The 25,116-nt window shown below is 62.3% G+C and carries 23 protein-coding genes and 1 tRNA gene; 10 read left to right on the top strand and 14 right to left on the bottom strand.

What is annotated here, in order from left to right; all coding sequences use genetic code 11:
• Window positions 1-83: 83 nt before the first annotated feature.
• Window positions 84-2,099 carry an acetyl/propionyl/methylcrotonyl-CoA carboxylase subunit alpha gene (locus tag RX331_RS15995; protein ID WP_317257440.1) on the bottom strand — a complete coding sequence of 672 codons (2,016 nt, stop codon included), beginning with the start codon at window positions 2,097-2,099 and terminating at the stop codon, window positions 84-86.
• Between the two features lie 137 nt (window positions 2,100-2,236).
• Window positions 2,237-2,446, bottom strand: coding sequence for a hypothetical protein (locus RX331_RS15990; protein WP_317257439.1), 210 nt, complete (start codon window positions 2,444-2,446; stop codon window positions 2,237-2,239).
• A 200-nt stretch (window positions 2,447-2,646) separates the two neighbouring features.
• On the opposite strand from RX331_RS15990, the gene RX331_RS15985 reads away from it, so the two are divergent.
• Together RX331_RS15985 and RX331_RS15980 are read left to right on the top strand one after the other, a co-directional pair.
• A complete protein-coding gene (locus RX331_RS15985; RefSeq protein ID WP_317258143.1) occupies window positions 2,647-3,408 on the top strand; it encodes a thermonuclease family protein in 762 nt (253 codons plus the stop codon).
• 56 nt (window positions 3,409-3,464) lie between these two features.
• Window positions 3,465-5,918 (top strand): PAS domain S-box protein, encoded by a 2,454-nt coding sequence (locus RX331_RS15980; protein ID WP_410708218.1) that lies wholly within the window; start codon window positions 3,465-3,467, stop codon window positions 5,916-5,918.
• A gap of 20 nt (window positions 5,919-5,938) precedes the next feature.
• On the opposite strand, the gene RX331_RS15975 is transcribed toward RX331_RS15980, so the two are convergent.
• The 3 genes from RX331_RS15975 to RX331_RS15965 form a co-directional block, all read right to left on the bottom strand.
• Window positions 5,939-8,593, bottom strand: coding sequence for an EAL domain-containing protein (locus tag RX331_RS15975; RefSeq protein WP_317257437.1), 2,655 nt, complete (start codon window positions 8,591-8,593; stop codon window positions 5,939-5,941).
• Between the two features lie 141 nt (window positions 8,594-8,734).
• Window positions 8,735-9,247, bottom strand: coding sequence for a hypothetical protein (locus RX331_RS15970; protein WP_317257436.1), 513 nt, complete (start codon window positions 9,245-9,247; stop codon window positions 8,735-8,737).
• Window positions 9,248-9,414: 167 nt separating this feature from the next.
• A complete protein-coding gene (locus RX331_RS15965) occupies window positions 9,415-9,705 on the bottom strand; it encodes a SemiSWEET family sugar transporter (RefSeq protein ID WP_317257435.1) in 291 nt (96 codons plus the stop codon).
• A gap of 247 nt (window positions 9,706-9,952) precedes the next feature.
• Between RX331_RS15965 and RX331_RS15960 the strand changes: the two genes are divergently transcribed.
• A complete protein-coding gene (locus tag RX331_RS15960) occupies window positions 9,953-10,624 on the top strand; it encodes a phosphatase PAP2 family protein (protein ID WP_317257434.1) in 672 nt (223 codons plus the stop codon).
• On the opposite strand, the gene RX331_RS15955 is transcribed toward RX331_RS15960, so the two are convergent.
• Window positions 10,559-11,005 (bottom strand): PPC domain-containing DNA-binding protein, encoded by a 447-nt coding sequence (locus RX331_RS15955; protein WP_317257433.1) that lies wholly within the window; start codon window positions 11,003-11,005, stop codon window positions 10,559-10,561. The two genes, RX331_RS15960 and RX331_RS15955, sit on opposite strands and share 66 nt — an antisense overlap.
• A gap of 184 nt (window positions 11,006-11,189) precedes the next feature.
• On the opposite strand from RX331_RS15955, the gene RX331_RS15950 reads away from it, so the two are divergent.
• On the top strand, window positions 11,190-12,098 hold the full coding sequence (locus tag RX331_RS15950) for a DUF6328 family protein (RefSeq protein ID WP_317257432.1): 909 nt from the start codon (window positions 11,190-11,192) through the stop codon (window positions 12,096-12,098).
• A gap of 156 nt (window positions 12,099-12,254) precedes the next feature.
• On the top strand, window positions 12,255-12,593 hold the full coding sequence (locus tag RX331_RS15945; RefSeq protein ID WP_317257431.1) for a hypothetical protein: 339 nt from the start codon (window positions 12,255-12,257) through the stop codon (window positions 12,591-12,593).
• Window positions 12,594-12,677: 84 nt separating this feature from the next.
• On the opposite strand, the gene RX331_RS15940 is transcribed toward RX331_RS15945, so the two are convergent.
• Window positions 12,678-12,929, bottom strand: a complete 252-nt coding sequence (locus RX331_RS15940; protein WP_317257430.1) for a hypothetical protein — start codon at window positions 12,927-12,929, stop codon at window positions 12,678-12,680.
• Window positions 12,930-13,118: 189 nt separating this feature from the next.
• Here RX331_RS15940 and RX331_RS15935 point away from each other — a divergent pair, with 189 nt between their 5' ends.
• Window positions 13,119-14,969, top strand: coding sequence for an alkaline phosphatase family protein (locus RX331_RS15935; protein WP_317257429.1), 1,851 nt, complete (start codon window positions 13,119-13,121; stop codon window positions 14,967-14,969).
• Window positions 14,970-15,299: 330 nt separating this feature from the next.
• On the opposite strand, the gene RX331_RS15930 is transcribed toward RX331_RS15935, so the two are convergent.
• Window positions 15,300-15,869: a hypothetical protein gene (locus RX331_RS15930; protein ID WP_317257428.1), complete on the bottom strand. Its 570-nt coding sequence runs from the start codon at window positions 15,867-15,869 to the stop codon at window positions 15,300-15,302.
• 468 nt (window positions 15,870-16,337) lie between these two features.
• On the opposite strand from RX331_RS15930, the gene RX331_RS15925 reads away from it, so the two are divergent.
• Window positions 16,338-16,997 (top strand): peroxiredoxin, encoded by a 660-nt coding sequence (locus RX331_RS15925; RefSeq protein ID WP_317257427.1) that lies wholly within the window; start codon window positions 16,338-16,340, stop codon window positions 16,995-16,997.
• Window positions 16,998-17,092: 95 nt separating this feature from the next.
• On the opposite strand, the gene RX331_RS15920 is transcribed toward RX331_RS15925, so the two are convergent.
• The 4 genes from RX331_RS15920 to RX331_RS15905 form a co-directional block, all read right to left on the bottom strand.
• Complete coding sequence (locus RX331_RS15920; RefSeq protein ID WP_317257426.1) at window positions 17,093-17,524, bottom strand: DUF2177 family protein; 432 nt, start codon at window positions 17,522-17,524, stop codon at window positions 17,093-17,095.
• 72 nt (window positions 17,525-17,596) lie between these two features.
• Entirely contained in the window at window positions 17,597-19,333 is a 1,737-nt protein-coding gene (locus RX331_RS15915; RefSeq protein WP_317257425.1) for a methyl-accepting chemotaxis protein, read from the bottom strand.
• Between the two features lie 131 nt (window positions 19,334-19,464).
• Window positions 19,465-20,340, bottom strand: coding sequence for a DMT family transporter (locus RX331_RS15910; protein WP_317257424.1), 876 nt, complete (start codon window positions 20,338-20,340; stop codon window positions 19,465-19,467).
• A 125-nt stretch (window positions 20,341-20,465) separates the two neighbouring features.
• Entirely contained in the window at window positions 20,466-20,912 is a 447-nt protein-coding gene (locus tag RX331_RS15905; protein ID WP_317257423.1) for a hypothetical protein, read from the bottom strand.
• Window positions 20,913-21,246: 334 nt separating this feature from the next.
• Between RX331_RS15905 and RX331_RS15900 the strand changes: the two genes are divergently transcribed.
• The 3 genes from RX331_RS15900 (at window position 21,247) to RX331_RS15890 (ending at window position 22,489) form a co-directional block, all read left to right on the top strand.
• Window positions 21,247-21,504 (top strand): hypothetical protein, encoded by a 258-nt coding sequence (locus RX331_RS15900; RefSeq protein WP_317257422.1) that lies wholly within the window; start codon window positions 21,247-21,249, stop codon window positions 21,502-21,504.
• Between the two features lie 50 nt (window positions 21,505-21,554).
• Window positions 21,555-21,631 (top strand) — tRNA-Arg (locus RX331_RS15895).
• A gap of 144 nt (window positions 21,632-21,775) precedes the next feature.
• Window positions 21,776-22,489, top strand: a complete 714-nt coding sequence (locus RX331_RS15890; protein ID WP_317257421.1) for a hypothetical protein — start codon at window positions 21,776-21,778, stop codon at window positions 22,487-22,489.
• Between the two features lie 623 nt (window positions 22,490-23,112).
• Here RX331_RS15890 and RX331_RS15885 read toward each other — a convergent pair.
• Window positions 23,113-23,433 carry a hypothetical protein gene (locus RX331_RS15885; RefSeq protein ID WP_317257420.1) on the bottom strand — a complete coding sequence of 107 codons (321 nt, stop codon included), beginning with the start codon at window positions 23,431-23,433 and terminating at the stop codon, window positions 23,113-23,115.
• 326 nt (window positions 23,434-23,759) lie between these two features.
• On the bottom strand, window positions 23,760-24,659 hold the full coding sequence (locus RX331_RS15880; RefSeq protein WP_410708217.1) for an alpha/beta hydrolase: 900 nt from the start codon (window positions 24,657-24,659) through the stop codon (window positions 23,760-23,762).
• Window positions 24,660-25,116 lie beyond the last annotated feature (457 nt).

Here is a 25,116-nt window from a genome sequence, read left to right as displayed (position 1 = left end):
GGATGACAGGCTCCGCGAAGCAATCCATCTATCCTCGTGCTGAACCATGGATGCTTCGCTAAGCTCGCAATGAGCGATTAGATCTACGCAAACTCCAGGATCAACGCATCCACCGCCAGCGTCGCGCCGGCTGCGGCGTGAATCTTCTTCACCGTGCCGTCGCGTTCGGCGCGCAGCACGTTCTGCATCTTCATCGCCTCGACCACGGCCAGCGTCTCGCCGCTCTTGACTTCTTGCCCTTCGCTCACGGCAATCGAGACCACGAGCCCGGGCATCGGACAAAGCAGCTTCTTGCCGGTGTCGGCCGCGGACATTACCGGCATCAGCCGCGCGGCGGTAGCCTCGCTTTCGGTGAAGACGTTGACCGCTACCTCATAGCCCTGATGCGCGAGACGGAAGCCGTTCGGGATCGTGCGCACCTGCATCGCGACGAAATGACCGTCGATCGTGCCCTGCCAGACCGGCTCGCCCGGCGTCCAGCTAGAGACCAGATTGTGCGGATTGCCCGGCAGGCCATCGGCGCCGATAAAGCGCACCGCGATGCCATCAGCTTCGCGGGCCACGTCGAGCCCGATTTCATCACGGTCGAGCCACACCGCGCGGCGGCGCTCACGTTGCACCAGGCGGCCGGTTAGCTGCCCCGAAATCTGCCGCTTGCGCTCACCCAATACATGATCGATCGCAGCGCCCACGGCTGCCAGCCGCCGCGCTACCTCGCCTTCCGGCGCGCGCGCTGCGAAGCCCTTCGGGAATTCCTCCGATATGAAGCCGGTCGAGAGCTTGCCTTCGCGCCAGCGCGGATGGTTCATCAGCGCCGACAGAAACGGGATGTTGTGCCTGATGCCATCGACGTAGAACGCGTCGAGCGCGGTCGACTGTGCCTCGATCGCCGCCGCCCGCGACGGTGCGTGCGTGACGAGCTTGGCGATCATCGGATCGTAATGTATCGAGATTTCGCCGCCTTCCTGCACGCCGGTATCGTTGCGGACGGTGACGCCGTCCTGGCTTGCCTCCGCCGGGGGGCGGTATTTCACCAGGCGGCCGATCGACGGCAGGAAGTTGCGGAACGGGTCTTCGGCATAGACGCGCGATTCCACCGCCCAGCCCGTCAACGTGACGTCCTTCTGCGCGATCGACAGCTTCTCGCCGGCGGCAACGCGGATCATCTGCTCGACGAGGTCGATGCCGGTGATCAGTTCGGTGACGGGATGCTCGACCTGAAGGCGGGTGTTCATCTCCAGGAAGTAGAAGCTCTTATCCTGGCCGGCGACGAACTCGACCGTACCGGCGGAATCGTAGTTCACGGCCTTGGCCAGCGCCACCGCCTGCTCGCCCATCTTGCGGCGGGTGGTCTCGTCGAGCAACGGCGACGGCGCCTCCTCGATGACCTTCTGGTTGCGGCGCTGGATCGAGCATTCTCGTTCGCCGAGATGGATCACGTTGCCATGCTTGTCGCCGAGCACCTGGATCTCGATATGGCGGGGATCGACGATGAACTTTTCGATGAAGACGCGATCATCGCCGAAAGATGATTTGGCCTCGGCCTTGGCGAGATTAAAACCTTCGGCGACCTCCGCTTTCGAATGGGCGATTCGCATGCCCTTGCCGCCGCCGCCGGCCGAGGCCTTGATCATCACGGGATAGCCGATCTCGTCGGCGATTTTCACGGCGTGCTTATCATCATCGATGACGCCGAGATGTCCCGGCACGGTCGATACCTTGGCCTTCGCGGCGGCCTTCTTGGATTCGATCTTATCGCCCATCGCGGCAATCGCGCCGGGGTTCGGACCGATGAAGACGATGCCGGCTTTCTCGAGCGCGCGCGGAAACGCCTCGCGCTCGGACAGGAAGCCGTAGCCGGGATGCACGGCCTGCGCGCCGGTCTTGCGGCAGGCCTCGACGATCCGGTCGATCAAGAGATAACTCTCGGCGGCGGCCGGCGGGCCGATCAGCACGGCCTCGTCAGCCATCTCGACATGCAGCGCGTCGCGGTCGGCCTCGGAATACACCGCGACCGTCTCGATTCCCATGCGCCGCGCAGTCTTGATGACCCGGCAGGCGATCTCGCCCCGATTTGCGATCAAAATTCTCTTGAACATGTTCTTCTTGCTTGAGCTCTAGGCGGGATCCTCCCCCGCAATGGGATTGCGGGACGCGGGTAGCCCACCCGTCGTACAGCAAAAATCGATGGAGGCAACGGTCTCGTATCGGCTTGGCTGGGCCAGCTTCCGGCCCTTCACCCCGAATAGGAATTGAACCGCCCGCGCGCGTAGGCGCGGGATACCGCCTTCATCAGCTCGGCGAGCTCCGATTCCAGATATTCATTGGCAACGATCAGCGCCCGGACCGTCGCCCGCATGTTGCCGCCGCAGGCGGAAATAGCCTGATCTACAGCAGCTTCCAGCTCATCCCCCTCTTTGAATTTGGGCTGTGAAGAGGACGACATAGCGACATTTCCGTAGTGAGGACGACACGGATGTTCTTATTTTGTTCTCACGAAGTCAATGGCGCCGTTCGCTGCGGTGGCATAATTGGCGACAGCTTTCCCCAGCCCTCGACAGGTCGATTAGCAGGAGTGTCTAGGTTCAATCACACCGCCTTATGCTAGAAGGCGATCGCGGTGGAAATTGATTTGAAATGAAACAGATGCGGTCACGAATTTTCTTGTTTACGGCGCTACTGGGGATCGTCCTTCCGACCAGCCAGGGTTCGGCCGCCACCGCCATCGTCCGGGATGGCAGCACGCTTCAACTGGGCAATGTCAGCTACCGCCTCGACGGCATCGATGTCCCGGCGATCGACCAACTCTGCATCGACGAACACGCCGATGTCTGGACCTGCGGGATCGAGGCGCGCGATCAACTGAGCAAGCTGATCGACGGCAAGCAGGTCCGCTGCGACGATCTGGGCGCCGATCCAACTTATGAGAAACGACGCATCGGCGTGTGCAAGATCGAGGGCGACACCACCAGCCTGAGCGAATTGCTCGTGCAAAAGGGCTTTGCTTTGAACATCGAGGCGTCCGCGAGCGGACGCTTCAAGCCGGACGAAGCGCGCGCCCGGGACGACCGCCTGGGATTATGGAAAGGCTGCTTTGTCGCACCGCGCGAGTTCCGCGCTGCCAACAAGGATGGAGCTCTGCTCGGCGCGGCATGCCGCACCGATCGCGAACGTGAAATTCGCGAGGCCATCTTCCCCGAAAATCTGGTGATGCCGGCGGGCTGCAACGTCAAGGGCAAATACGCCGTGCGGGCCCGCGTCACCGGGAACCTCGGAATCTATCACCTGCAGGCGTGCCGCTCCTATCCCGGATTGAAGCAGGATCGCTGGTTCTGTTCCGAGGAACAGGCGCAGGCGGACGGGTTCCGCCGGGCCTACAACTGTAGATCACCATCAAAGAGCAAATGAAGCTGGAAAATCCGCCGTCTCCTGTGTGAAAGTGCCGGCAGAGGTTGCCGGCACGCATGACCCCTTCCGATACGACGAACGTCCTGCCTGAAATTGCCGCCGCCGAACGCTTACGGCAGCATCTGCAGGAAATCGCAAACGAGCGTGACAGAGCCCATCGCGACCTGCAGGCGCGCGAGGCGGAGCTCGCGCGCATCCAGCGCATCGCCGGCGTCGGCGGGCTCGAAATCGATTTCCGTGACGGCGTCAAGAATCGCCGATCTCCCGAATATCTCCTGGTGCACGGGCTGCCGCCCGAGGCGGCCAACGAGACCTTTGAGGAATGGGTCAGCCGAATCCATCCCGAGGATCGCGAGCGAACGGTCCAGCATTTGTTCGGCGTGCTGAAGAGCGAGAGCGAGGACTATTCGGCCGAATACCGCATCGTGCGGCCGAATGACGGGACGGTCCGCTGGATCCGCGTCGTCGCCAAGATCGAGCGCGAGATGGACGGCCGCGCGCTGCGCCTGGTCGGCGCCGATCTCGACGTGACAGCGCAAATGATGGCGCGGGAAACCTTGCGTGAAAGCGAGGAACGCTTCCGCCTGATCGCCAACTCAGCGCCGGTGCCGATCTGGGTCACCAAGCTCGATCGCACCCGCTCCTTCGCCAACCAGGCCTATGTCGATTTCCTCGGGCTGCCATTCGAGGAAGCGATCGTGTTCGACTGGCGCAAGCGGCTGCATCCGGACGACCAGCAGCGCGTCGTGCAGGAATCCATCGCCGGCGAAGCCTCGCTGAAACCGTTCGTGCTGGAGGCCCGCTACCAGCGCGCCGACGGCGAATGGCGCTGGCTGCGCTCGGAATCCCAGCCGCGCTGGGACCCGAACGGCAATCACATCGGCTTCATCGGCGTCGCCCACGACATCACGGCGGCGAAGCAGGCCGAGCACGATCTGCGCCGGCTGAACGAAATCCTCGAATTGCGGATCACCGAGCGCACCGCGCAGCTCGAAGCCAGCGAAGCCCAGATGCGGGCGATCTTCGAGACCAGCCACCAGTATCAGGGGCTGCTGAATCAACATGGCGACGTGCTCTATGCCAACGGCACCGCACTTGCCGGCATCCGCTGTGATGCCAGCGCGGTGGTCGGTCAGCCGTTCTGGGATACGCCATGGTTCTCGGCGACGCCAGGCATGCGCGATGCCGTCCACGACGCCTTCATTGCCGCGATGCGCGGCGAAGAGGTCCGGATCGAGATGCAACTGCATCTGCCGATCGGCGACCGCTATTTCGACTTCGCGATGCGCCCGCTGCACGATCGCCACGGCACCGTGATCGGCGCGGTGCCGGAGGCGATCGACGTCACCGAGCGCCGCCAGGGCGAGGAAGCGCTGCGCCAGTCGCAGAAGATGGAAGCGGTCGGGCAACTGACCGGCGGTGTCGCCCACGATTTCAACAACCTCTTGACCATCATCCGCTCGGCGACCGATTTCCTGCGCCGCCGCGAACTGCCCGAGGAGCGCCGCCGCCGCTATATCGACGCGATCGGCGAGACGGTGGAGCGTGCCTCCAAGCTGACCGGCCAGTTGCTGGCGTTCGCGCGACGGCAGCCGCTCAAGCCGCAGGTGTTCAATGTCGGCACCCAGGTCGAATCCGTCGCGCAGTTGATCCGCCCTCTCGTCGGCGCCCGGATCAGGATCGACGTCGAGATATCGGACCTCAACTGTTTTGCGATCGCCGACGTCGCGCAGTTCGAGACGGCGCTGATGAATCTCGCCGTCAACAGCCGTGACGCCATGGACAGCGAAGGCCATCTGACCATCCAGGTCCGCAAAGTGAACGCGATCCCGCCGCTGCGCGCCCAGCCCGCCCGCAGCGGCGACTTCGTCGCCATTACCGTGACCGATACCGGCATCGGCATCCCGTCCGCCCTGCTCGAAACCATCTTCGAGCCGTTCTTCACCACCAAGGAAGTCGGCAAGGGCACCGGCCTCGGGCTCAGCCAGGCGTTCGGTTTCGCCAAGCAGTCCGATGGCGACATCGCTGTCATGAGCGAGCCTGGCGAGGGCGCAACGTTCACGATCTACCTGCCGCAGGCCCCGGCGCCGGCCGATGCCATGCAGGCGGCGGCAACCGGCAGCGAGCCCGCCACGCGCGGCCGCGGCTACCGCGTGCTCGTGGTCGAGGACAATGACGATGTCGGGCAGTTCTCCACCGAACTGTTGGAAGACCTCGGCTACACAGTCCGCCGCGTCGCCAGCGCGGACGCTGCGCTAGCGATCCTGGCCCAGGATGAGTTTTCCGCTGACCTGGTATTTTCCGACGTCATCATGCCCGGCATGAACGGCGTCGAACTCGCCGGCGTCATCCGCGAGCGCTATCCCGGCCTGCCCGTGGTGCTGACCTCCGGCTACAGCAACGTGCTCGCCGAGAGTGCCCATCGCGGCTTCGAGCTGATCCAGAAACCCTATTCGGTGGAGCTGCTGTCGCGGATCTTAAGGAAAGCCATCTCCGAGGCGCGGCCTTAAGGCGTGATCCGAAGAATACCTTACGCCGCCGCCTCGACGGCAGCCTCCCCGAGCAGCGCGCGGACTTCCTCGGCCGGGCGCGCTGCGCTGAACAGATAGCCCTGCATCTGCGTGCAGCCGAGATTCTGCACGGTCTCGCGCTGCTGTGGCGTCTCGACGCCCTCTGCGGTCGTGATGATGTGGCGGTCGGCAGCGATGCTGACCACGGCGCGGATGATCGAGGCCGATGACGAGCTGCGCGTCACTTCCTTGACGAAGGAGCGGTCGATCTTGATCTTGTCGAACGGAAAACGCTGCAGATATTGCAGTGACGAATAGCCGGTGCCGAAATCGTCGAGCGCGATGTGGATGCCGAGGGCGCGGAGCTGGTTCAACGTCGCCAGCGCCGCGTCGTTGTCGGCAATCAGCACGGCTTCGGTGATCTCCAGCTCGAGCCGGCGCGGGTCGAGCCCGCTTTCGGTGAGCGCGGCGGCGACCTTCAGCGACAGCGTGTCGGAACGGAACTGGATCGGCGAGACGTTGATGGCGATGCGGACATGCGCCGGCCACTTCGCCGCCTCAGCACATGCGGTACGCAGCACCCACTGCCCGATCTCCTCGATCAGGCCGGTCTCCTCCGCGACCGGCACGAAATCGGCCGGCGATACCATGCCGCGCAGTGGATGGCGCCAGCGCAAAAGCGCCTCGCAGCCAGTGACGCGGTCGCTGCCGAGATCGACCTGTGGCTGATAGTGCAGCTCGAAACTGCCGTGCGCCAGGGCCTCCCGCAGATCGGCCTCCAGTTCGCGGCGATGATTGGCCTCCTGCTCCATCTCCGGATCGAAGAAACGATAGGTCCTGCGCCCCGCCGACTTCGCCGCATACATCGCAAGGTCGGCGTTCTTCAGGAGGTCGAGCAAATCCGAGCCGTCGCGCGGCGCGATGGCGATGCCGATGCTGGCATCGCTGGAAAGCTGATGGCCGTCGCAATCGAACGGAGTGCGCAGCGCAGAATAGATCCGCGCGACCAGCGCATGCACGTCCGCGGCGCTTTCGATGCCGTTCTGAAGGATGGCGAATTCGTCGCCGCCGAGGCGCGCGATGAAGTCGTCGGGACCGACCGACTGGCGCAGCCGCTCCGCCACGCCCTTCAGGAACTCGTCGCCGATCAAATGGCCCAGCGTGTCGTTGATACGCTTGAACTCGTCGACGTCGATATAGAGGATCGCGAACTGCCGCCCCTCGGTCTCCAGCAGCAACCCTTCGGCGTGACGCTGGAACAGCGTCCGGTTTGGCAAATTGGTCAGGGCGTCGTAATGGGCAAGATGCTCGATCCTAGCCTGGTCGCGGCGGCCCTCGGTGACGTCTTCCAGCGTGGTGGCCCAGCCGCCGTCCGGCGACCGCTTGAAGATCAACCGGATCGTGCGGCCGTCGGGCGTCGAGGTCACGGTGTCCTGAACCAGGCTGCTGTTGGGATCGAGAAAGCGCGCGCAATAGGCGTCGACATCGCCGACGAAGGAGCCGCGCTCCTGGCGATGCCGGATCAGGTCGCGCAGATGGCAGCCGGGTTTGACCACATCGGGCGACAGCCCGAACATGTCGATATAGCGATGGTTGCAGATCACCAGGCGGCCCGTGGAATCGAACAGCAGCAGGCCCTGCGTCATGTTGTTGATGGCAGTGTCGAGGTGCTGGCTCTTCTCGGAAAGCTTCGCCTGCGCGGCGGCATGCTGGCGGCGGAGCTGGCGCACGATCAGGAAGACCATGACGATCACCACAACGATCGCCAGCGCCGCAGCGAAGAATTGTAGCCTGGTCTGCGCCCGCCAGTCGGCCAACGCCGCCTCCGTTCGCGTGGTCGCGACGATCAGGATCGGAAAGTGCTTGAGCGACTTGACCGCGCCGACCTTGTCCTCCGACAGCCTCGCGCTGGTGAATCGCCCCGAGAGATTGCCGTCGACCGCCAGCGCGCGTTGAAAAGCCGCGGTGCCGGCAACATTGAAGCCGATCAGGCCGTCGTCCTTGGGGTAGCGCGCGATAATGGTTCCGCTGCGGTGAATCATCGAGATCGCCGTATCGCTGCCCAGCTCCAGCGATCCAACAAACGCGTCAAAATGCGAAGGCTCGACGCCGCGGCTGGCGAATCCGATGATCTCGCCGTTGCGGCCGGTGATCTTGCGCGCAAACAGCGTGGTCCAGTTCTTCGTCACCTTGCTGGTGACAGGCTCGACGATCACGTCGGGCATCGGCCGCCCCGACTGGAAATCCCTAAAATATTGGCGGTCCGCAATGCTCACATCGGGCACCGGCCACATCTCGGAGGAATTGATTAGCCACCCCTTGGCGTTCCACAGGTTCAGCGCGCCGACATGCGGCAGCGTCGCAAGTTTTGAGCGCAGCATCTCATGCGCGCTCAAGCTCGACATTTTCTGTTCGAATTCGTCGGAGGTATCTATTCCTTCGGCATACATGCCGGCGACGACGTCCTCGTGCACGTGCTGGAGATCGCTCAGTTGCTGGTCGAAATGCCGCGACAGCAAGAGCGCGGTGTTGTTGAGCTCGCGCTCGGCAACTTCCAGGGCCCGTTCGCGGTACTGCATCGCGAAATAGAAGGTGCCGAGCATGATCGCGAGCACCAGCGTCCCGGCACTCAGGATCAGCCATTGGATAGCCCCGAGCCGGGTCCGCCACGGCATGCCAGCACTCCTCTGCGCGGCGACGTCTAGCGATGAACGTTTCAGCATTTTCGCTGCCCCCACAGGCGCTTCTTGTAGGGAACACAACCCAAGAGGGCGTTAGCAAAACCAGTTATCGAAAGGTTAAGGCGGCCCGCGGAATCAGGCGGGCTCCGCCACCTCGGCTTCCTTGAGGCTGCATTCGATCAGCGCGCCGCCGAGCGTGAACTCCGAGAACAGCGCGCCGGGCGCCGAGGCCCGCAGCGCGGCAAAGAACTGCGCATCCCCGGGGCTCCTCAGGAAGAAGCGAATGTGGCTTGCGGTCATGGTATCCCGCGACAGCCAGACAATGCCGGAGAACAGCGCCACCATCATCTGGGCGTATTGGCTGCCGTCCGCGATCCCCAGTTCGTAGATCGGAGATACCACGATGAAGCGCGCGCGCAGGATGGGATTGGGAAATTTGCTCATCATCAGGCGGCTGACCTGGCAGGCCGCATGGACCCGCTCGCCGTCGGAAAGGCAATAAAGGTTGGGGTTGTCGCCGTCCTTGGTCAGGGCGTCATAGGACGCGAAGATACCCGTTGAGAATGTCGAAAAGTCCTCGCCGACGCTTTCAGCGTCTTTCTTCCACTGGCCCTTGATCGACCGCCAGGACCTGTCCGGCTCTTTCATCGGCAGAAGGCGCATGACTAACCAGAGATTAATAGAAATATTGATTGCCGGCATTTTACGGGCAGCGGCTAAACGTTTACTTACGTTGCGGCGAATAACGCAAATATCTGTTTGGTCACGTAAAATTACTACCTCAGCGGGCGTTTTAGCGACGCGCTTCTTCCAGTTCAGCCGCGTCGCATCGACGCCTTGCTGGTCCCTTGTCGCTCCTGCAGCTTGTGATGGAGCACGTAGCCGGTAAGGCAGGTGCCCGTGATGTTGGCTGCGATGATGATCCAGTCGGCCTTGAGGAAGCCATATACCACCCAGAGCAGCAGCCCGGATGTAAGAGCGATCAGCGTGCGGGATGAAAGATCCTCAGTCGGCTGACCGGCCCGGACCTTCTTCACCTGCGGGATATACGATAGCGACGTCAGCATGGCTGCGATGACGCCGATGACGGTTTCAGGAAACTGCATTCTTTTCGTTTTGCTGCACGGCTAGCGTCGCCATTGAGGGCACCAGCTACGACGTCCGTGGAAGGCGATCGTTCCTGCCGTGGCGGTGCATCGGTTCCCATTGCCTTTGGAACGATCACACGCGCTCCGGGTTTTGCTGGCATCGGCGTTTCCTCCCCCCGCAACGTCGAAACTTGAGCCCCGCAGAAAATCCCACGGACGGGGTTGGCGGGGCTCCTTTTATCTGAAGAGGGCGACGAGGCAGACGATGGCGTTGTTTCGCATACGGCCGACCCGGGCCGACATCGAAATCGCGGAGCGGGTGGCCGATCATGCCAACCCGCAGGTCGAACAGCTCTCGAAAATTCTCACCTGGGGCGCCGACGAGCACGTCGTTTGCGCGCTCGCAGTCGCCTGGTGGCTGTACTGCAGGCAAAAAAGTCCGCAGGCCCGCACCAGCAGCAACCATATCCTGCTCACGACGATCGCCGTATCGCTGCTGCCGCATCTGCTCAAATCGATCTTCGACCAGAAGCGGCCCGACCGCGTAATGGTCCGCAGCCATCTGCACGGCGTGCCGTTCTCGGGAAAGACGGAGGATGCCTTTCCGTCCGGCCATGCCATCCATGTCGGTGCGATGGCGTCAGCCGCGACCGTGCTGCCTTCAGGCAAGCGCAATCTGGTCTGGTCACTTGGAGGGGGCTTGGTTTTGACACGGATCGTGCTGTTGGCGCACTGGACCAGCGATGTGATTGCAGGACTTGCAATCGGAGCCGTGGTCGAGCGCCTGCTCAGGCACTGGACCGGCTTCGGATTGGCCGGCCGCGAAACGTCGGGATCGGATCGCAAGCAGCAACCGCGGCGCCAGGGTGCCTCACGCGCTGGCAAGATCGATCAGCGCAATTCCGAGATCGGACCGCTTTCTTCGTCGCAGCGTTGACGGCACTTCGGTCACGACCACCTCGAGCGTCGGCCTCACGGTGCCCGCCAGGAGATGGCCGCCGCGGGTTGAGCCATCGGCGAGCCCCAGCACGATGTGAATATGCAGGCTGGGCTTGCCGTCATCGCCGACGGCGATGTCGCCGATCGCGCTGAGAACCTCGCACTGTTCATTGACTTCGATTTTCCAGTAGCTCTTCGAAGCAATGTCGAACCAACCGACCGTTGCCCGCTCGAATGCGCCGATCGCCGTCAGCGAAGCTGCAGAAATTCCCGCTTCATTGGCAAACCGAGTGAGGGCCGCGAACGCTTCCTCGCCTGTATCCAGAATTGCGACGTGAACCTGTGTCTCGTCATCGGCGCCGATACGTTTGCTCTTCATCGAGATTCCTCCAGGTTCCGATTGTACAAAACCGCACCTAGCGACATCAGCGATCCCATTGCGTCATTGCATCGCTGAGGCCTGCATCTACAGCGTTTCGGTCAATCGGCACTGATTGACATCGTTCCCCTCGGCGCGCTTCGGAACCCGGCATTAGCGGGATTGTTAGTAACCGGAGGCCACAATGGACGTCGAAAGCCGGCTAAAGACTGCACTGGATGAATCGAGGCTCCTGATCCTCGGCGCTCAGGTGCTTTTCGGATTTCAGTTCGAAGCGGTGTTCCAGGAACGCTTTCCGCAAATTTCCGTGGAAAGCCAATTGATCCACAATGTGGGACTGGTGCTGTTGCTGATCAGCGTCAGCCTTCTGATCGCTCCTTCGCTGTTTCACCAGATCATCTTCCGCGGCGAGAGCAAGGTTGCAGCGATCGACGTTGCAACACTGCTGGCCGGCGCCAGCCTTTTGCCGCTCACCGTAGGGCTTGGGATCTCCGCGTTTGTCGCCTTTGACCATCTGTTTGGACGCACCATAGGCGTCACGATCGGCACCGTCCTCACGGTGATCGGTCTGGCGCTGCTTTACGGATTGGGCTTTGCGCTAAGACGGAATGGGAAAACGCCCATGCAGGAAACTTCGAAAGCTACGCCACTGAAAACCAAGATCGAGCAGATGCTGACGGAAGCGCGCGTCATCATCCCCGGCGGCCAGGCCCTGCTCGGCTTCCAACTGATTGCGACGTTGACGAAGGCGTTCAACGAACTGCCCGCGCTTTTCAAGTACATCCACTGTGCGGGCTTGTGCGCGGTTGCACTGGCCGTCGTGTTGCTGATGACTCCCGCCGCAGTCCATCGCCTCGGCTTCCAGGGTGAGGACGATTCCGAATTCTTCAAGATCGGCTCGCGCCTCGTCATCGCCGCCACGATCCCGCTCGCGATCGGCATCTCCTCCGACGTCGCCGTGGTGTTCTTCAAGACGACGGGGAGCACAAGCGTTGCCCTGAGTGCCGGCGCGATTGCGTTAGTTGCATTGCTCGGATTCTGGCTGGCATATCCGATCTGGCATCGCATGCGATCCGCGCAGCAAATCGCCTGACGCCGAATCGATGCAACCGGAACGATGATTGCTTGTTTCAGCAAAGTGAAAACCGGAACTGAAACCTCACATCCGTTTGAAATGAACCGATCACGATATCGGAACGGCCACTATCGCTATTTGTTGGCCCGACGTCACTGAAAACGGAGGCAAATGATGAACTTTAAGTTCCTGACCGCAGCTGCAGTTCTTTCCACGGCGCTTGCGGCGCCGGCGCTGGCGCAGGACGCTCACGGAAGGTCCGACGCGATCCGTCAAACCTCGACCCAGCAGCGGGTCTATCATCATCACAGCGGATTCTGGCCGGCTGATGTAGCCGCCGGCGTGGTCGGCGGCGCGATCGGCACAGCCGGTGCGATTGCGACTGCGCCATTCAGAAACGACGTCTACGCCTATAACGACGGCTACTATTACGGCGGCTACAACAGCGGCTTCGTCTGTCAGCCTGGCACGACATTCATAGGCCAGGATGGTCGACGCCACATCTGTCAGTAATCGCACAGCGTCGTTGCGCAAAGAAGAGAGGCGGCTTCACGGCCGCCTCTCTTTGTATGATCTCGAATTCTACAGCCGGCACACCTAAGCCTTCTTTCCGGGCGGATCGCCGCCCTTGTCGACCCGGCTGACGCGCTGGGCGCGCTCCTTGTCCTTCGGCTGCTCCTGTCCACGCTCGTCACGAACGATACCCTGGTCCTTGCCGCCAGCGGGTGATGGCGGGTCGGTCGCTTCCCTTTGCTGTTCCTTGCCTTCCTTCACCAGCAACTCATCGCCGAGCATCTGTCCGATGATTTGCTTGGTCTGGGCTTCGGCTCTCTCCTGGAACTTGCTCATGATGGCCTCCTTCCAACCAAGAACGGGCGTGACGCAGCAATGTTTCCGCTTCGGGTCCCAAACCGTCCCGGGCCACGGCTCCGCCCTTGAGGCCGGTTCCGCACAATGTAACAATCCTGTCGCAGAGCGAAATTAGACGGGAGCGACGGCGAACCGCCGAAAACCGCTTTCCGCGTGGGGGAGATTCTTATGCGCCGCACAATCATATTGCTGACCGCTAGCCTTGTTGCGCTGACCGCAAGCGCCGCCTCGGCGCAAAATGCCACCCCGCGCAACCTGATCCTGTTCGTGCCGGACGGCTTGCGCGGGCGCATTGTAACGCCACAGACCGCGCCCGCCATGGCGGAGTTGCGCGACAAGGGCGTCAATTTCCAGAACTCGCATTCGCTGTTTCCGACCTTCACCATGGCCAACGGCTCGGCGATGGCGAGCGGCCATTACCTCGGCGATACCGGCACCTTCAGCAATACGATCTATACGGCGCGGCCGATTGCCCATTCCAACAACACCGTCACGCCGTTCCTGGAGGTCAATCCTGTCCTGCTCGAGGTCGACGAGCATTTCGGCGGCGACTATCTGAACGAAGAGACGCTGCTGAAGATGGCCCGCGAGAAGGGTTTCAGCACCGCGGCGATTGGCAAGCATGGCCCGACCTTCATCTTCGACCATACCGACAAGGTCGGCACCGCCGGGCTGCATTCGATCATCATCGACGATGCCACCGGCGGCAAGAACGGCGTGCCGCTGTCGGATGAAATGAAGGACGCCCTGACCAAGGCGGGCCTGCCGCATGAAACACCCCCGCGCGGCGAGAACAGCAAGGCCGGCGACGCCAAGACGCCGGGCACCACCAGCGCCAATGTCCCCCAGCAGGCCTACATGGCCGATGTCGCGACCAAGGTCGTGCTGCCGATGTTCAAGGCTCGCAACAAGCCGTTCGTGCTGGTGTTCTGGTCGCGCGATCCCGACGGCAGTCAGCACAATACCGGCGACAGCCTCAACACCATCACGCCCGGCATCAACGGGCCGACCTCGATGGCCGGCATCAGGAATGCCGACAATAACCTCGCCCAGCTCCGCAAGGCGCTCGACGAGCTCGGCCTCGCCGCGTCGACCAACATCATCGTATCCTCCGACCACGGTTTTTCGACAATCTCAAAGGAGAGCAAGACCAGCCCCGCGGCAAAGATCTCCTATGAGGACACACCAAAGGATTTCCTCCCAATGGGCTTCGTCGCCATCGATCTGGCCAAGGCACTCGACCTGCCGCTGTTCGATCCCAACGACAAGAACGCCCGCGTCGCCGACAACGCCCATCCGAAGGTCGGCAACGGCTTGCTCGGCAAGGACCCCGCCAAACCCGATGTCGTGGTCGCGACCAATGGCGGATCGGACCTGATCTATATCCCCGGCAAGAACCGCAAGCTCGCGGACCGCGTGATCAAGGCGATGCTCGAGCAGGATTATGTCAGCGGCATCTTCGTCGATGACGAGTTCGGCAGTTTCCCGGGCACGCTGCCGATGTCGCGGCTCGGCCTCAAGGGCAACGCGGTGGTTCCACACCCCTCGATCGTGGTCAATTTCCGCTCCTGGTCATCGGGCTGCGACGTGCCGACCAACTGCTCCGTGCATATCGCCGACACCGTGCTGCGCCAGGGCCAGGGCATGCATGGCAGCTTCAGCCGCGGCGATACCCTGAACTTCACGGCGGCCATCGGGCCCGATTTCAAATCGGGCTACATTGACCTCCTCCCCGTCAGCAACGCCGACGTCGGCGCCACGGCGGCGAAGCTGTTGGGCCTGACGCAAAAGGCCAAGGGCAAGCTGCTCGGCCGCGTCATGACCGAAGCGATGCCGAACGGCGTTACGCCAAAAACTTCCTCCGGCACCCTGAGTTCGAAGCCGGCGGCGAATGGCCTCCGCACCGTGCTGAACGTTCAGCGTGTCGGTTCGCAGCGCTATTTCGATGCTGCCGGTTTTCCGGGCCGCACGCTGGGGCTTGAGGCTGGAGAAGGCAAGCAGAAGACCGCGGGGAAATAGTCGCCACGTGATCGGATGTGGGGTGGCCAAGGGAGCGCAACGACGTGCCTACCATCTCGCGAGAACGCAGCCCCCATGCAATCGTCATCGTCCGCGAAGGCGGACGATCCAGTATTCCAGAGATAGCCGTGATTGAACCGAGAAGCCGCGGCGTACTGGATCCTCCGCCGGAGCCTGTCATCGGGCGCGCATTCGCGCGACCCGGTGGCGGAGGATGACAGCTCGTAAAGTGGGTAGGGAGGGCGTGCGCTCGACCTCTCCTACAAAGTTACCGAATAAAACGGCGGAGCCCTGCCCCGCCGCCTTGAAACCGATGATCGCCGGATGAACTTACAGCATTCCCATATCCAGCATGCCCGGCAACTGCGCGAGCGGCAGTGCGGCGACACCGATCAGGGTTGCGACCAGCGCGGCAAGGCGCTGATTGCTGTGGCGCTTGCCGCGCATCTGGCTGGCGATCCATTCCAGCACCTTGGTGTCGACATTGGCGGCCTTGGTCGGCGCCCAGCTCTCGATGTCGGTATCCGGCGACAGCGCAATCGTGCGCGGCGGCACCGGCAAGCCGGATTGGGAGGCCGCGTGATGGGCGACTGCCTTGGCCAGGAGATCGTCGAAGCGGCCATCGTCGGTGCGCTCGGCGGCGGCATCGCTGATCTCGAACAAAACTTCGATCTCGGCGCGGCTCAGCGGCTCGTGCACGACCGCGCTTGCGGTCAAAATGCGCGCGCACCAGGCGGCGTCGTCGGCATCGAGTGCGCGGGAAAAATGGATGCGGCCCTTGGTGGTGGGGCCTTCGCCGGTGATCACGCCATCGCGCACGATGGTAAGCGCATGAGCGGCGGTCTGGCAGCAGGATGGTTGAAGGGCACCAGATATTTCAGCAGTAGTCGGGGCAGACATAGTTGCACTTCTCAATTTCTAACTTCAGTCCAGAATTTCCATACCGGGCATGAACGAGCGGTTAACGATTCAAATCCCGCATGCCGAGATTGTCAGATGGTTGCCAATTGGTCGCTGTGAGGTCCGTCACGGTTCAGGCCAATGCACTTCCCGCCCGGGAAAGGCGGGCCCGGCGTGATGGGGGCGATAAAAGGCAATATCGGGGCAGCAGCGGCAAAAAGGTGGATCGGTGATGAAAAGATCGCGATCAGGCCGTAGGTTATCGCCAAAGCTTGGCAGCCTCCTTCGAATGCAGGAGCCGAGCGGTTCGTTTCGTCGAAGAGGCGCGGACCAAAAGAAGATGCTAGGAGTTCCGGGCTCGCGGAGAAGGATCTCACCTTTCGCGCTAACCGGTTCACTTAACCGCTCCACACTCCTATAATGTTAGAGACGAATTTCCCTGTAACTTGAATAACATGAGGTGAAACCATGGCACTCCAGATTGGCGCAACTGCCCCCGATTTCGAAGCCGAGACCACGGAAGGCAAAGTCAAATTCCACGACTGGATCGGCAACAGCTGGGCACTTTTGTTCTCGCACCCGAAGGATTTCACCCCGGTCTGCACCACCGAGCTCGGCGCTCTCGCGAAGTTGAAGCCGGAATTCGACAAGCGCGGCGTCAAGCTGATGGGACTGAGCGTCGATCCGGTCGATCGGCATTCGAAGTGGTCCGAGGACATCAAGGAGACGCAGGGCGCGGCGCCGAACTATCCGATGATCGGCGACACCGATTTCAACGTCTCCAAGCTCTACGACATGCTGCCGGCCTCGACCTCCGGCGATCCCTTGATGCGCACGCCCGCCGACAACCAGACCGTCCGCAACGTCTTCGTCATCGGACCGGACAAGAAGATCAAGCTGGTACTGGTCTATCCGATGACCACCGGCCGGAATTTCGCGGAAATCCTGCGGGCAATCGACTCGCTGCAAATGACGGCCAAGCACCGCGTCGCGACGCCGGCCGACTGGAAACAGGGCGAGGATGTCATCATCGCGGGCTCGGTCAGCGATGACGAGGCGAAGACGATCTATCCGCAGGGGTGGAAGTCGCCGAAGCCCTACATCCGGATCGTGCCGCAGCCGAAGTGACCGCGTAGCGGTCATCCCGGAATGGTCCGACAGGACCATATCCGGGATCTCGAGATTCCGGGTTCGGTGCTTACGCACCGCCCCGGAATGAAGGCTCAAGCCTTGACCGCCACCCAATTCGCCACGAGCAATCCGGCGGTCGACGCGACCGCCGTCACCACCGCGCCCCACACGACATCGACGGCCGCTAACTTCCAGCTCCAGTGCTTGAGCCGCGCCAGTGCCGCCAAATCAAACGTCGCGTAACAAAACAAGCCGAACAGGGCGCCATAGAGCAGCGTCGATGACCACAGCGCTCCTGCCCCACCGCTGACGAAGATCACGGTGCCCGCCACATAGAGCAGATAGAACAGAACCGCCGGCCCGGGCCTGATCCCGCCCAGCACGCTGCCGACCTGGGAGGCGAAGAAGTCCTTGGCGGTAACGCCGAGGAGCAGAAAATCAAGCGGCACGATGACGAGCAGCGTCGCCAGATAGAGCGCGCCGTATCGGTCACGGAAAGCCTCCGGCCCGTCAGCGACGGGCAAACATTCGCAAGTATGGGCAAACTACGAATGCGAAGGCTTCAGGTTTGAGCGGCGGCGATCCGCCGCCACGGCTCAGGCGGCGCGGACGCGGTCGAGGAATTTGTCGACCTCGGCCTTCAGATGCAGGCTCTCGCTCGACAGATTCTGCGCCGAGGCAAACATCTGGCTCGACGTCTCGCCGGTCTCCTCGGCACCCTGCGCCGCGTTGCGGATGTTGGCGGCGACGTCGGCCGTGCCGCTGGCGGCCGCCCGAACGCTCTGCGCAATGTTCTGGGTCGCGCGGCGCTGCTGCTCCACCGCCGCCGAAATTGAGGTAGCGATATCGCTGATGCGCTCGATGGTCTGGCCGATCGCCTTGATGGCGCTGACCGACTCTTCAGTAGCCAGCTGCATGCTGCCGATCTGGCTGGAAATCTCCTCGGTCGCCTTCGCGGTCTGGCCGGCGAGACTCTTGACCTCCTGCGCCACCACGGCAAAGCCGCGGCCGGCATCGCCCGCGCGCGCCGCCTCGATGGTGGCGTTGAGCGCCAGGAGGTTGGTCTGCTCGGCGATCGAGGTGATCAGCTTCACCACGTCGCCGATCCGGGCGCCGGCTTCCGACAATTCGTTGATGCGCTGGTCGGTGGCGGCGGCCTGCTTGACGGCGTCGGCGGCGATGCCGTTCGATTCCTGCACGCGGCGGGTGATTTCGGCGATCGAGCTGGAGAGCTCGTCGGAAGCTGTTGCCGCGGTGCGGACGTGCTCGGAGGCGGTCTCGGAAGCGCCGGCCGACTTGCCCGACAGGCTCGCGGTGGTGCGCGCGGTGTCGGTGAGCTGGCGCGCGACGCGCTCGAACTCGCCGGAGGCGTTCATCACCTTGTCGATGATACCGCCGACGCTGGTCTGGAACTCCTCGACGAAGCCGCGCAGTTCGGCCTTGCGCTGCTCGGCCGAGGCCACAGCAGCCGCAGTCTGTTCCTCGCGCATGCGCCGGCGCTCGAGCGAGTTGCTCCTGAAGATCACGAGACTGCGCGCAATCTCGCCGATCTCGTCCGTCCGGTCATCGCTGGCGATCTCGACATCGGCCTTGCCATTGGCGATCGCGGTGAGCGAAGCCGTGACCGAGGTCAGCGGCTTGGTCACCCGGCGCACGAGCAGCAGGGTCAGCAGCATCACCAGCAGCATGGCGAAGCTGGCAGCGATGGCCATGTTCTGAATGGCGTGCGAGAGCATGGTCTCGTAGTGCGCCATCGGAATACCGGCATAGAGAAGCCCAATCACTTTGCCGGCCGAATTCACGATCGGATAGTAGGCCGTCATGAAGGTCTTGCCGAACAGCGTCGCCGGGCCGCGATAGGCCTCGCCCCGGCGCACCACCGCCTGCCCGGGATGATCGGGCGCGAGCTGGGTGCCGACGGCACGGTCGCCGTTCTCCTTCTTCACATTGGTGGTGCGGCGGACGAACTGGTTGCTGGCCTCGTCATAGACGAACAGCGTCGCGTTGCCGCCGGTATAGCCCACGGCGCGGTCGACGATCGCGTGGTCCTTAAACTCGGGCATCTTGGCAATTTCGGCGCGGGCGACGGCCCCGTCCTTGATCGTGATCTTGGCGTCGCTGTAAGTCTCGGCGAACGCCAGGCCGAGCGTGCGGAGGTTGATCTCGATGTCCCGGAGCGCCCGGTCGCCGAATTCCGAGGTCAGCGACCAATAGGCCGCTCCCACCACGAGCGCGGTATTCACCCCAATCAGGAGGATGGCGGAGATCACAGCCTTGGTGCCGAGTCGCAGCTTGAGCGTCGGCAGGAACTTTCCAGTGGAACGCGTGGTCATAACGAGAAATCCCCCAAAATCGTGCCCAATCTGCCCCGTTTTGCTTACGATCGCCTTAATAGGCACAACTCAGGGAAACTACTGACACGCCTAGTGAAATTTACGCGTGCATGACGCCGCCACGCTCTACTTCAAACTGAGCGGCGGTTGACCAGCAGCACCGCCGCCGCGCAGGCGGCCATGCCGGCGACGGAGACAGCGTCGAGCCGTTCGCTGAACAGGACAAAGGCCATCAGCGACGTCACCGCCGGCACCAGATAGAACAGGCTCGCCACCGAGGTGGCGGCCGAGCGGCGGATCAGCCAGTAGAGCAGTCCGATCGACCCGATCGACAGGACGACCGCAAGCCAGGCCAGTGCCAGGATGAATTCGGTGGTCCAGTGCACGACGTTGGTCTCGAACAGCCAGGCGCCGAGGCCGAAGAAGATCGTCACCGCGACGTATTGCATGAGATTGCCGGATCGCCAGTCGATCGCGCTGCAATAGCGCCGCTGGTAGAGCGTCCCCAGGGTGATGCTGACCAGCGAGACCGCCGAGGCCAACCAGCCCCAGCCCGCCTCGCCGCCCATCGGCCTGTCATGCAGGATCAGCCCGACGCCGGCGAGCCCAAGCAGCAACCCACCCCATTGCAGCGGCGCAATGCGCTCGCCGAGCCAACGGCTCGCAATGGTCGAGGTGAGGATCGGCTGCAGGCCGGGAATCAAAGCCGAGAGCCCGGCCGGTATCGAATGGGCGATCGCGATCGCCGTGCCGCCGAGATAGATGCCATGCACCAGAATGCCGGCGACGGCGCTGTGCACGATGCCGATACGATCCGGCCAGCGTGGCCGCGCGACCGCGACGATGATCGTCATCAGGCCCACTACGCAAGCCATACGGATCGCGAGATAAGTTAACGGCTCGGCACCACCAAGCGCATATTTGGTGCCGATGAAGCCGGTGCTCCACAGCACGACGAAGATCGCGGGCGCCGCGCGCGCGGCAATTTTTTCGAAGTCGCCGGTCATTTCGGGCCCGTGTTGCCCGATCAGGTGCTATGCGGCAAGCACCGATCGAGGTTGGCCACGCATCTTCGCGCGAGCCGGACGACGACAACTGGAAAGTTGAGGCAGACTAAGCGGCGGGCCGAAATTCACCACTCTTCCGGACAGGGATCGACGATCTTCCACAGCTCGGTGCCGTTCTTGATCTTCTTCATCTCGGTAGTGAGCCCGCCATTCCTGCGGATCCAGTCCTTCACCGTATCGGGATAGTAGGACATCAGATCCGACGTCCCCTCCAGGCTCGTGACCTTGATGCCGAAGGTGAAGGCCTTGTCGTAATAGGCCTGGTGGAAGCCGAGGCTTGCTTTCGGCGTGACGCAGATCTTATTCATCGGCACGATGCCGAACACCAGCGTGCACGCCGAATTGCAGATACCGTCAATGATCACCCGCTCCTTGCGGTCGCGGATTCGCTTGTACTTGGTCTTGTATTCCTCGACATAGCCGCCGTGATCGCGCGTGATGTGCAGGTCAGCGCGCGCCGGGCTCGCAACCACCAGCGAGAGGAACAGCAAGGCAAGGGGCGTGATGCGCATAGGTCGATCGGGAAACCGGGTAAGCCTTCAGATTCGGGATAGCTCGGCCCGCTGGCTCGGGGACCGGACAGCAAAAGTTTGGCCGGACTGTGTTGGGAATTCGTTAAGCATCCCTTGAGGCCAAAAATGGGCACGCTACGGTGGTTTTCCGCAGCTTTTCCGCTCGCCGGGCCTAGAATGCGCGGCCTGCTCAGGCAGAATATCGAGGGAACAAGCTCCAACCGAATCACAGATAAAGCCTCTATCTTGTTGTTTTAACGTGATTTCTTCCCTCAAGCGGCATCAGATCGAGGCGAAAATGCGATCGTTCAGTAGGGACTTCCGGAGAATCGAAATGACCAAAGCGAAGTTTTTCGTTGCCATGGCCCTCCTCTCCATCGCGGCCCTGGCCCCAAGTCTGGCGGACGCCCGCCATAATCGGCACCACCTCCACAACTGGGGCCTGCCTTACCCGATCAGTTTCCTCCACAATTACGGCCCCGGCCCGCAACCCGGCACCTTCGCCTATTACGACGGCCCCTCGACCGTCCTGTGCCGCCAGAGTGCGGCCGCCTATATCGGCCAGGACCGCCGCCGGCATCCCTGCTACTAGCATCGAGCGGCTGGCTCTATCAGATCAAGTCTGATACGAGCCAGCGCGAGGCGCTCGTAGCTCAGCTGGATAGAGCATCGGATTTCGATTCCGAGGGTCGGAGGTTCGAATCCTTCCGAGCGCGCCATTTTCCGCAACGCAGCTTGCTCAGACGATTGCTCCCCCTCATGCCACTTTAGACCCGAAACAGCGTGCACCCTGCGCGCTGATGATCTTGCTCGATCCCAGTTGAGGATCGTTACGGACAAGCCTGTACAAGCTGGGGGATGCGATGAAGAACGCGGAAGGATGGGCGATAGAGCTCAAGGGGGAAACGATCGATATCGGCGATGCCCGCGAGGTTCTTCAACCGCCATTTGACCCTTGGGTGGAAGATTATCTGGCCGGCGACGGCGTCGTGGTCCCACTGCTTCGGACCAGGGCATGGGCATCGATCATCAAGGCTGCAGATGTCACGCGGGATGCCAGGCGGATCGTCGAGCGTCTGAACGGGGCAGCTATTCTCGTTCACAGGGACGCCAAGCCGCTCGGCATTGGTCTCGTCTTGAAGTTCGATGCCGCGGGGAAGCGCATACCTATCCTTTCCGCTGCTTCCGCCAGGCTCACCTTGAACCTGGAAAGAACACGGGATCGAATGCCGGCGGCTGCATCCACGACACCAGCCTCATCGGAATCATCCGTACAGCGCTGGCTAAGGGAAGCCGACACTGACGATAAGCGCGCAGCGCTGTTCTCGCATCTAACGCGGGCGGATAATTGGTACGATATCTTCAAGTCCGCGGAACTGGTCCGGAAGTTGGCCGGAGGAGAAATTGCGCTAAAGGCCGCTCTGGGGCCGGATTGGACGTATTGGAAGCTGATGTTTCGTACCGCGAACTGCTACCGGCACGCGCCCGATCCGGAAAAATATCCGCTCCCAGTTCCACCCGCTGAATTGGAAGAAGCCCGTAAATTTCTCTTTGGCGTGGCGCCCCGCTTCCTTTAGCTGCGGTCAAGACGCAACGCCACGACATCAACGCGTCGCTACGGCGCTTTGGCTACAATAGCGGGACCCGTGCCCTCCTGGGCATGAAGCCAGGCCCGCGAGTCGATGCGCGGCGTGTGCGCGGTCCGCCGCGGCGCCACGCCCCGCACAGACGCGCCCGTCACCGGACGGGCAGTATTCTCGTCACGAACAAATCCAAATAATCGCAATTGCAATCGGAACACCTAAAGCGAGTGCACCGAATATCGCCGGGATGAACTCCGAAAGCAGGCTTATGTGGTCTCGTACGCCAGATGATGACATGACGTTACTCCTTGGAGCCCCGCGAGCTTTTGCCCGCCCCCAAGATGAACGATCAATTTGCGCTTAGGACCATGGTCCGCGGCGACTCTCTATGAAGAGGCAATGCTGGGGCGTTATGGTTAACAAGTGGTTAATGTTGGGAGATTCGTCGACGGCGCCCCTTGAGGACGCACATCTCATCTTCGATCGTCCACGATGGCTCGGGATGCCGTTTCGATCGGCGATCCGGAAACCGAGGCGGCCAAGGTCGCGCCAGGTCTTCCATCAGCGCGCTGTCCAGGAGTGGCATCCAATCGATGCCACTCCCTTTTCAGCACCGATCAGAACGAGCAGCCATACGCCGTGAGCGAGGCCTTCGTCGCATCCATCGTCTGCTTGCAGGTCGCTTCCATGGTCGCCTTCGCCGAAGGATTCTTGGCCATGTCGACCCACGCCTTGCGCGTCTGGTCGATCTGCGTCTTGAACGTCGCGCGCTGCGCCTCGGGGATCTTGGAGCCCACGCAGGCGTCATACTTAGTCAGGAACTCATCGCAGGCGGCGACCCCGGTGCTTTGCGCGTTGGCGGCGGTGAGGCCGACCAGCAAGACGGCACCCGCGATGCCCGCCGCGAGTGCTCCGACCTTCGATGTTGCTTGACGCATAATTCTAACTCCCCTGTATCAACCGAATAATTTGGAATGCCGGCAGACGAGCATCTCGCTCCTATCGAACGCCCACAGCATCGCGCGCCGACAACCGGTCGGCGTTTGGATATTGTGTGGTTCGAGCGTTGATTAGTTCGAGGCGAGACTGGGCACCACCGTGCCGACGACGAATAAATTATCCTTCAATTTGGCGAGATTAAGGGTGACGGCCACGTGACGTTGTGACGGCCTCCCGGTGGCGAGAGGCTGTCACCATCGTGTTGGCTTCTAGTTTGAGTTGCGACCGATTTTGCTGCTGGCGAACGTGAGTGAGCGGCCCGGACTCACGCCGCCGACGTATCAATCGAGCGGCGGATCACTCGCCGGACCTCGGCGTTCGACAAGAACAGATCGTGGTTGATGACTCCCCAGCCGGAATCGGACGCATCGATGACGCGGACCCCGAGCCGCTCGATCACGGCCTTTTCGGCGGCGCCGACCCGTGTCATGCCGCCAGCCAGCCGCCCCGACAGCGCCAGCGCGCGGTCATTCGTCGCAGCGACGACGGTGATCTTGCGGCCGAGCGGCCCCATGCGGGTAACCGACGACGAGAATACGTCCATGTCGATGTCGGGCGAGGCGAACACAATGGCGCCGATCTTGTCCAAAACCGCATCGCCATGTCGCGCATAGAGCTGGCGCAGGCTCTCGAGCGTAAGCATGGTGCCCATGCTGTGCGCGACGATGTGAACGCGCCCGGCGCTCGGGCTTGTGACGACGGAATTGAGCACGCGCTCGAAATCGTCGCGGGACCACATCGCGCTGTCGCGATCATAGGCATAGTCGAACAGCCCCGCCTTTGAAGGCCAGGAGAACGCCATGGTCTGGCCGCGGAATCTGATGCCGTCGGCAAGATGCGCGGCATCGAGCGCCGACGTCTCGAATGTTTGCTTGAAGCCGTGCACATAGATCAGGACGTCGCCTCCGGTCAGGAGATCGCTGATCTCGGCGGCAGGCTCGATCGCATCGAGACGCCAATCGCCGAGACCGGCTGCGGCGAGCGAGAAACGACTATCGTCGGGCGGCACCAGTTTCGCACGGGCGATGGTCATCCTTGTCGCGCGCTCCGGCCCGAACCATGGCTTCGTGCGCCCGCCATTCACCGGCTTGCGCGTGGTCGCGACGAGCAATGTCGGCTCCGTCGAGAGCGACGCAGCGTCGTAACGTGCGCCCGTCGCGGCCATGCTGGTGCATCCGCCGAGCGCAAGCACGCTGGCCGAGGAAACAATCCCGCGCAGGAAGGTGCGGCGGGACGCTTGACTCTCATGTTGCTGCAAATGTCGGACGATCACGTAGGACCCTTGGGAACCTGCCCCTAAGCACCGGCCCCGCACGTCTCCTGAATTAGCATGGCGAGAAAAGGGCGGGCATTGCCCACGGTTAATGCAGCTGGCCCCTGGCACCAATAGTTCCGGTTCCTTCGCGATTCCGTGATCGCGAACTGGGCGGGACGAAACCATTCTCCCGCGCCGCGAAACGCTCCGGAAACAGAGGGCCGCTACGGTCCCGCCATCGAACAGCGGGGTTAGATCATGTTGGTATCGGTCCTGAACCTCATCTACCGCGAATTCCTCAAGCGTGCCCTTGTCGGCATGACCATGCAGGGAGGAAAGCTATGACAGAAGTCGTAACGGCAGTCCT

Origin of the sequence: Bradyrhizobium sp. BWA-3-5 (genome assembly GCF_032917985.1) — a bacterium.
Classification (GTDB): Bacteria; Pseudomonadota; Alphaproteobacteria; order Rhizobiales; family Xanthobacteraceae; genus Bradyrhizobium.
This window is presented reverse-complemented; position numbering and strand designations above follow the sequence as displayed.

Coding starts and splice junctions, on each gene's coding strand:
- RX331_RS15995 (WP_317257440.1), bottom strand. CDS start 2,099: ATGTTCAAGAGAATTTTGATCGCAAATCGGGGCGAGATCGCCTGCCGG.
- RX331_RS15990 (WP_317257439.1), bottom strand. CDS start 2,446: ATGTCGTCCTCTTCACAGCCCAAATTCAAAGAGGGGGATGAGCTGGAA.
- RX331_RS15985 (WP_317258143.1), top strand. CDS start 2,647: ATGCGGTCACGAATTTTCTTGTTTACGGCGCTACTGGGGATCGTCCTT.
- RX331_RS15980 (WP_410708218.1), top strand. CDS start 3,465: ATGACCCCTTCCGATACGACGAACGTCCTGCCTGAAATTGCCGCCGCC.
- RX331_RS15975 (WP_317257437.1), bottom strand. CDS start 8,593: ATGCCGTGGCGGACCCGGCTCGGGGCTATCCAATGGCTGATCCTGAGT.
- RX331_RS15970 (WP_317257436.1), bottom strand. CDS start 9,247: ATGAAAGAGCCGGACAGGTCCTGGCGGTCGATCAAGGGCCAGTGGAAG.
- RX331_RS15965 (WP_317257435.1), bottom strand. CDS start 9,705: ATGCAGTTTCCTGAAACCGTCATCGGCGTCATCGCAGCCATGCTGACG.
- RX331_RS15960 (WP_317257434.1), top strand. CDS start 9,953: ATGGCGTTGTTTCGCATACGGCCGACCCGGGCCGACATCGAAATCGCG.
- RX331_RS15955 (WP_317257433.1), bottom strand. CDS start 11,005: ATGAAGAGCAAACGTATCGGCGCCGATGACGAGACACAGGTTCACGTC.
- RX331_RS15950 (WP_317257432.1), top strand. CDS start 11,190: ATGGACGTCGAAAGCCGGCTAAAGACTGCACTGGATGAATCGAGGCTC.
- RX331_RS15945 (WP_317257431.1), top strand. CDS start 12,255: ATGAACTTTAAGTTCCTGACCGCAGCTGCAGTTCTTTCCACGGCGCTT.
- RX331_RS15940 (WP_317257430.1), bottom strand. CDS start 12,929: ATGAGCAAGTTCCAGGAGAGAGCCGAAGCCCAGACCAAGCAAATCATC.
- RX331_RS15935 (WP_317257429.1), top strand. CDS start 13,119: ATGCGCCGCACAATCATATTGCTGACCGCTAGCCTTGTTGCGCTGACC.
- RX331_RS15930 (WP_317257428.1), bottom strand. CDS start 15,869: ATGTCTGCCCCGACTACTGCTGAAATATCTGGTGCCCTTCAACCATCC.
- RX331_RS15925 (WP_317257427.1), top strand. CDS start 16,338: ATGGCACTCCAGATTGGCGCAACTGCCCCCGATTTCGAAGCCGAGACC.
- RX331_RS15915 (WP_317257425.1), bottom strand. CDS start 19,333: ATGACCACGCGTTCCACTGGAAAGTTCCTGCCGACGCTCAAGCTGCGA.
- RX331_RS15910 (WP_317257424.1), bottom strand. CDS start 20,340: ATGACCGGCGACTTCGAAAAAATTGCCGCGCGCGCGGCGCCCGCGATC.
- RX331_RS15905 (WP_317257423.1), bottom strand. CDS start 20,912: ATGCGCATCACGCCCCTTGCCTTGCTGTTCCTCTCGCTGGTGGTTGCG.
- RX331_RS15900 (WP_317257422.1), top strand. CDS start 21,247: ATGACCAAAGCGAAGTTTTTCGTTGCCATGGCCCTCCTCTCCATCGCG.
- RX331_RS15890 (WP_317257421.1), top strand. CDS start 21,776: ATGAAGAACGCGGAAGGATGGGCGATAGAGCTCAAGGGGGAAACGATC.
- RX331_RS15885 (WP_317257420.1), bottom strand. CDS start 23,433: ATGCGTCAAGCAACATCGAAGGTCGGAGCACTCGCGGCGGGCATCGCG.
- RX331_RS15880 (WP_410708217.1), bottom strand. CDS start 24,659: ATGGCCGCGACGGGCGCACGTTACGACGCTGCGTCGCTCTCGACGGAG.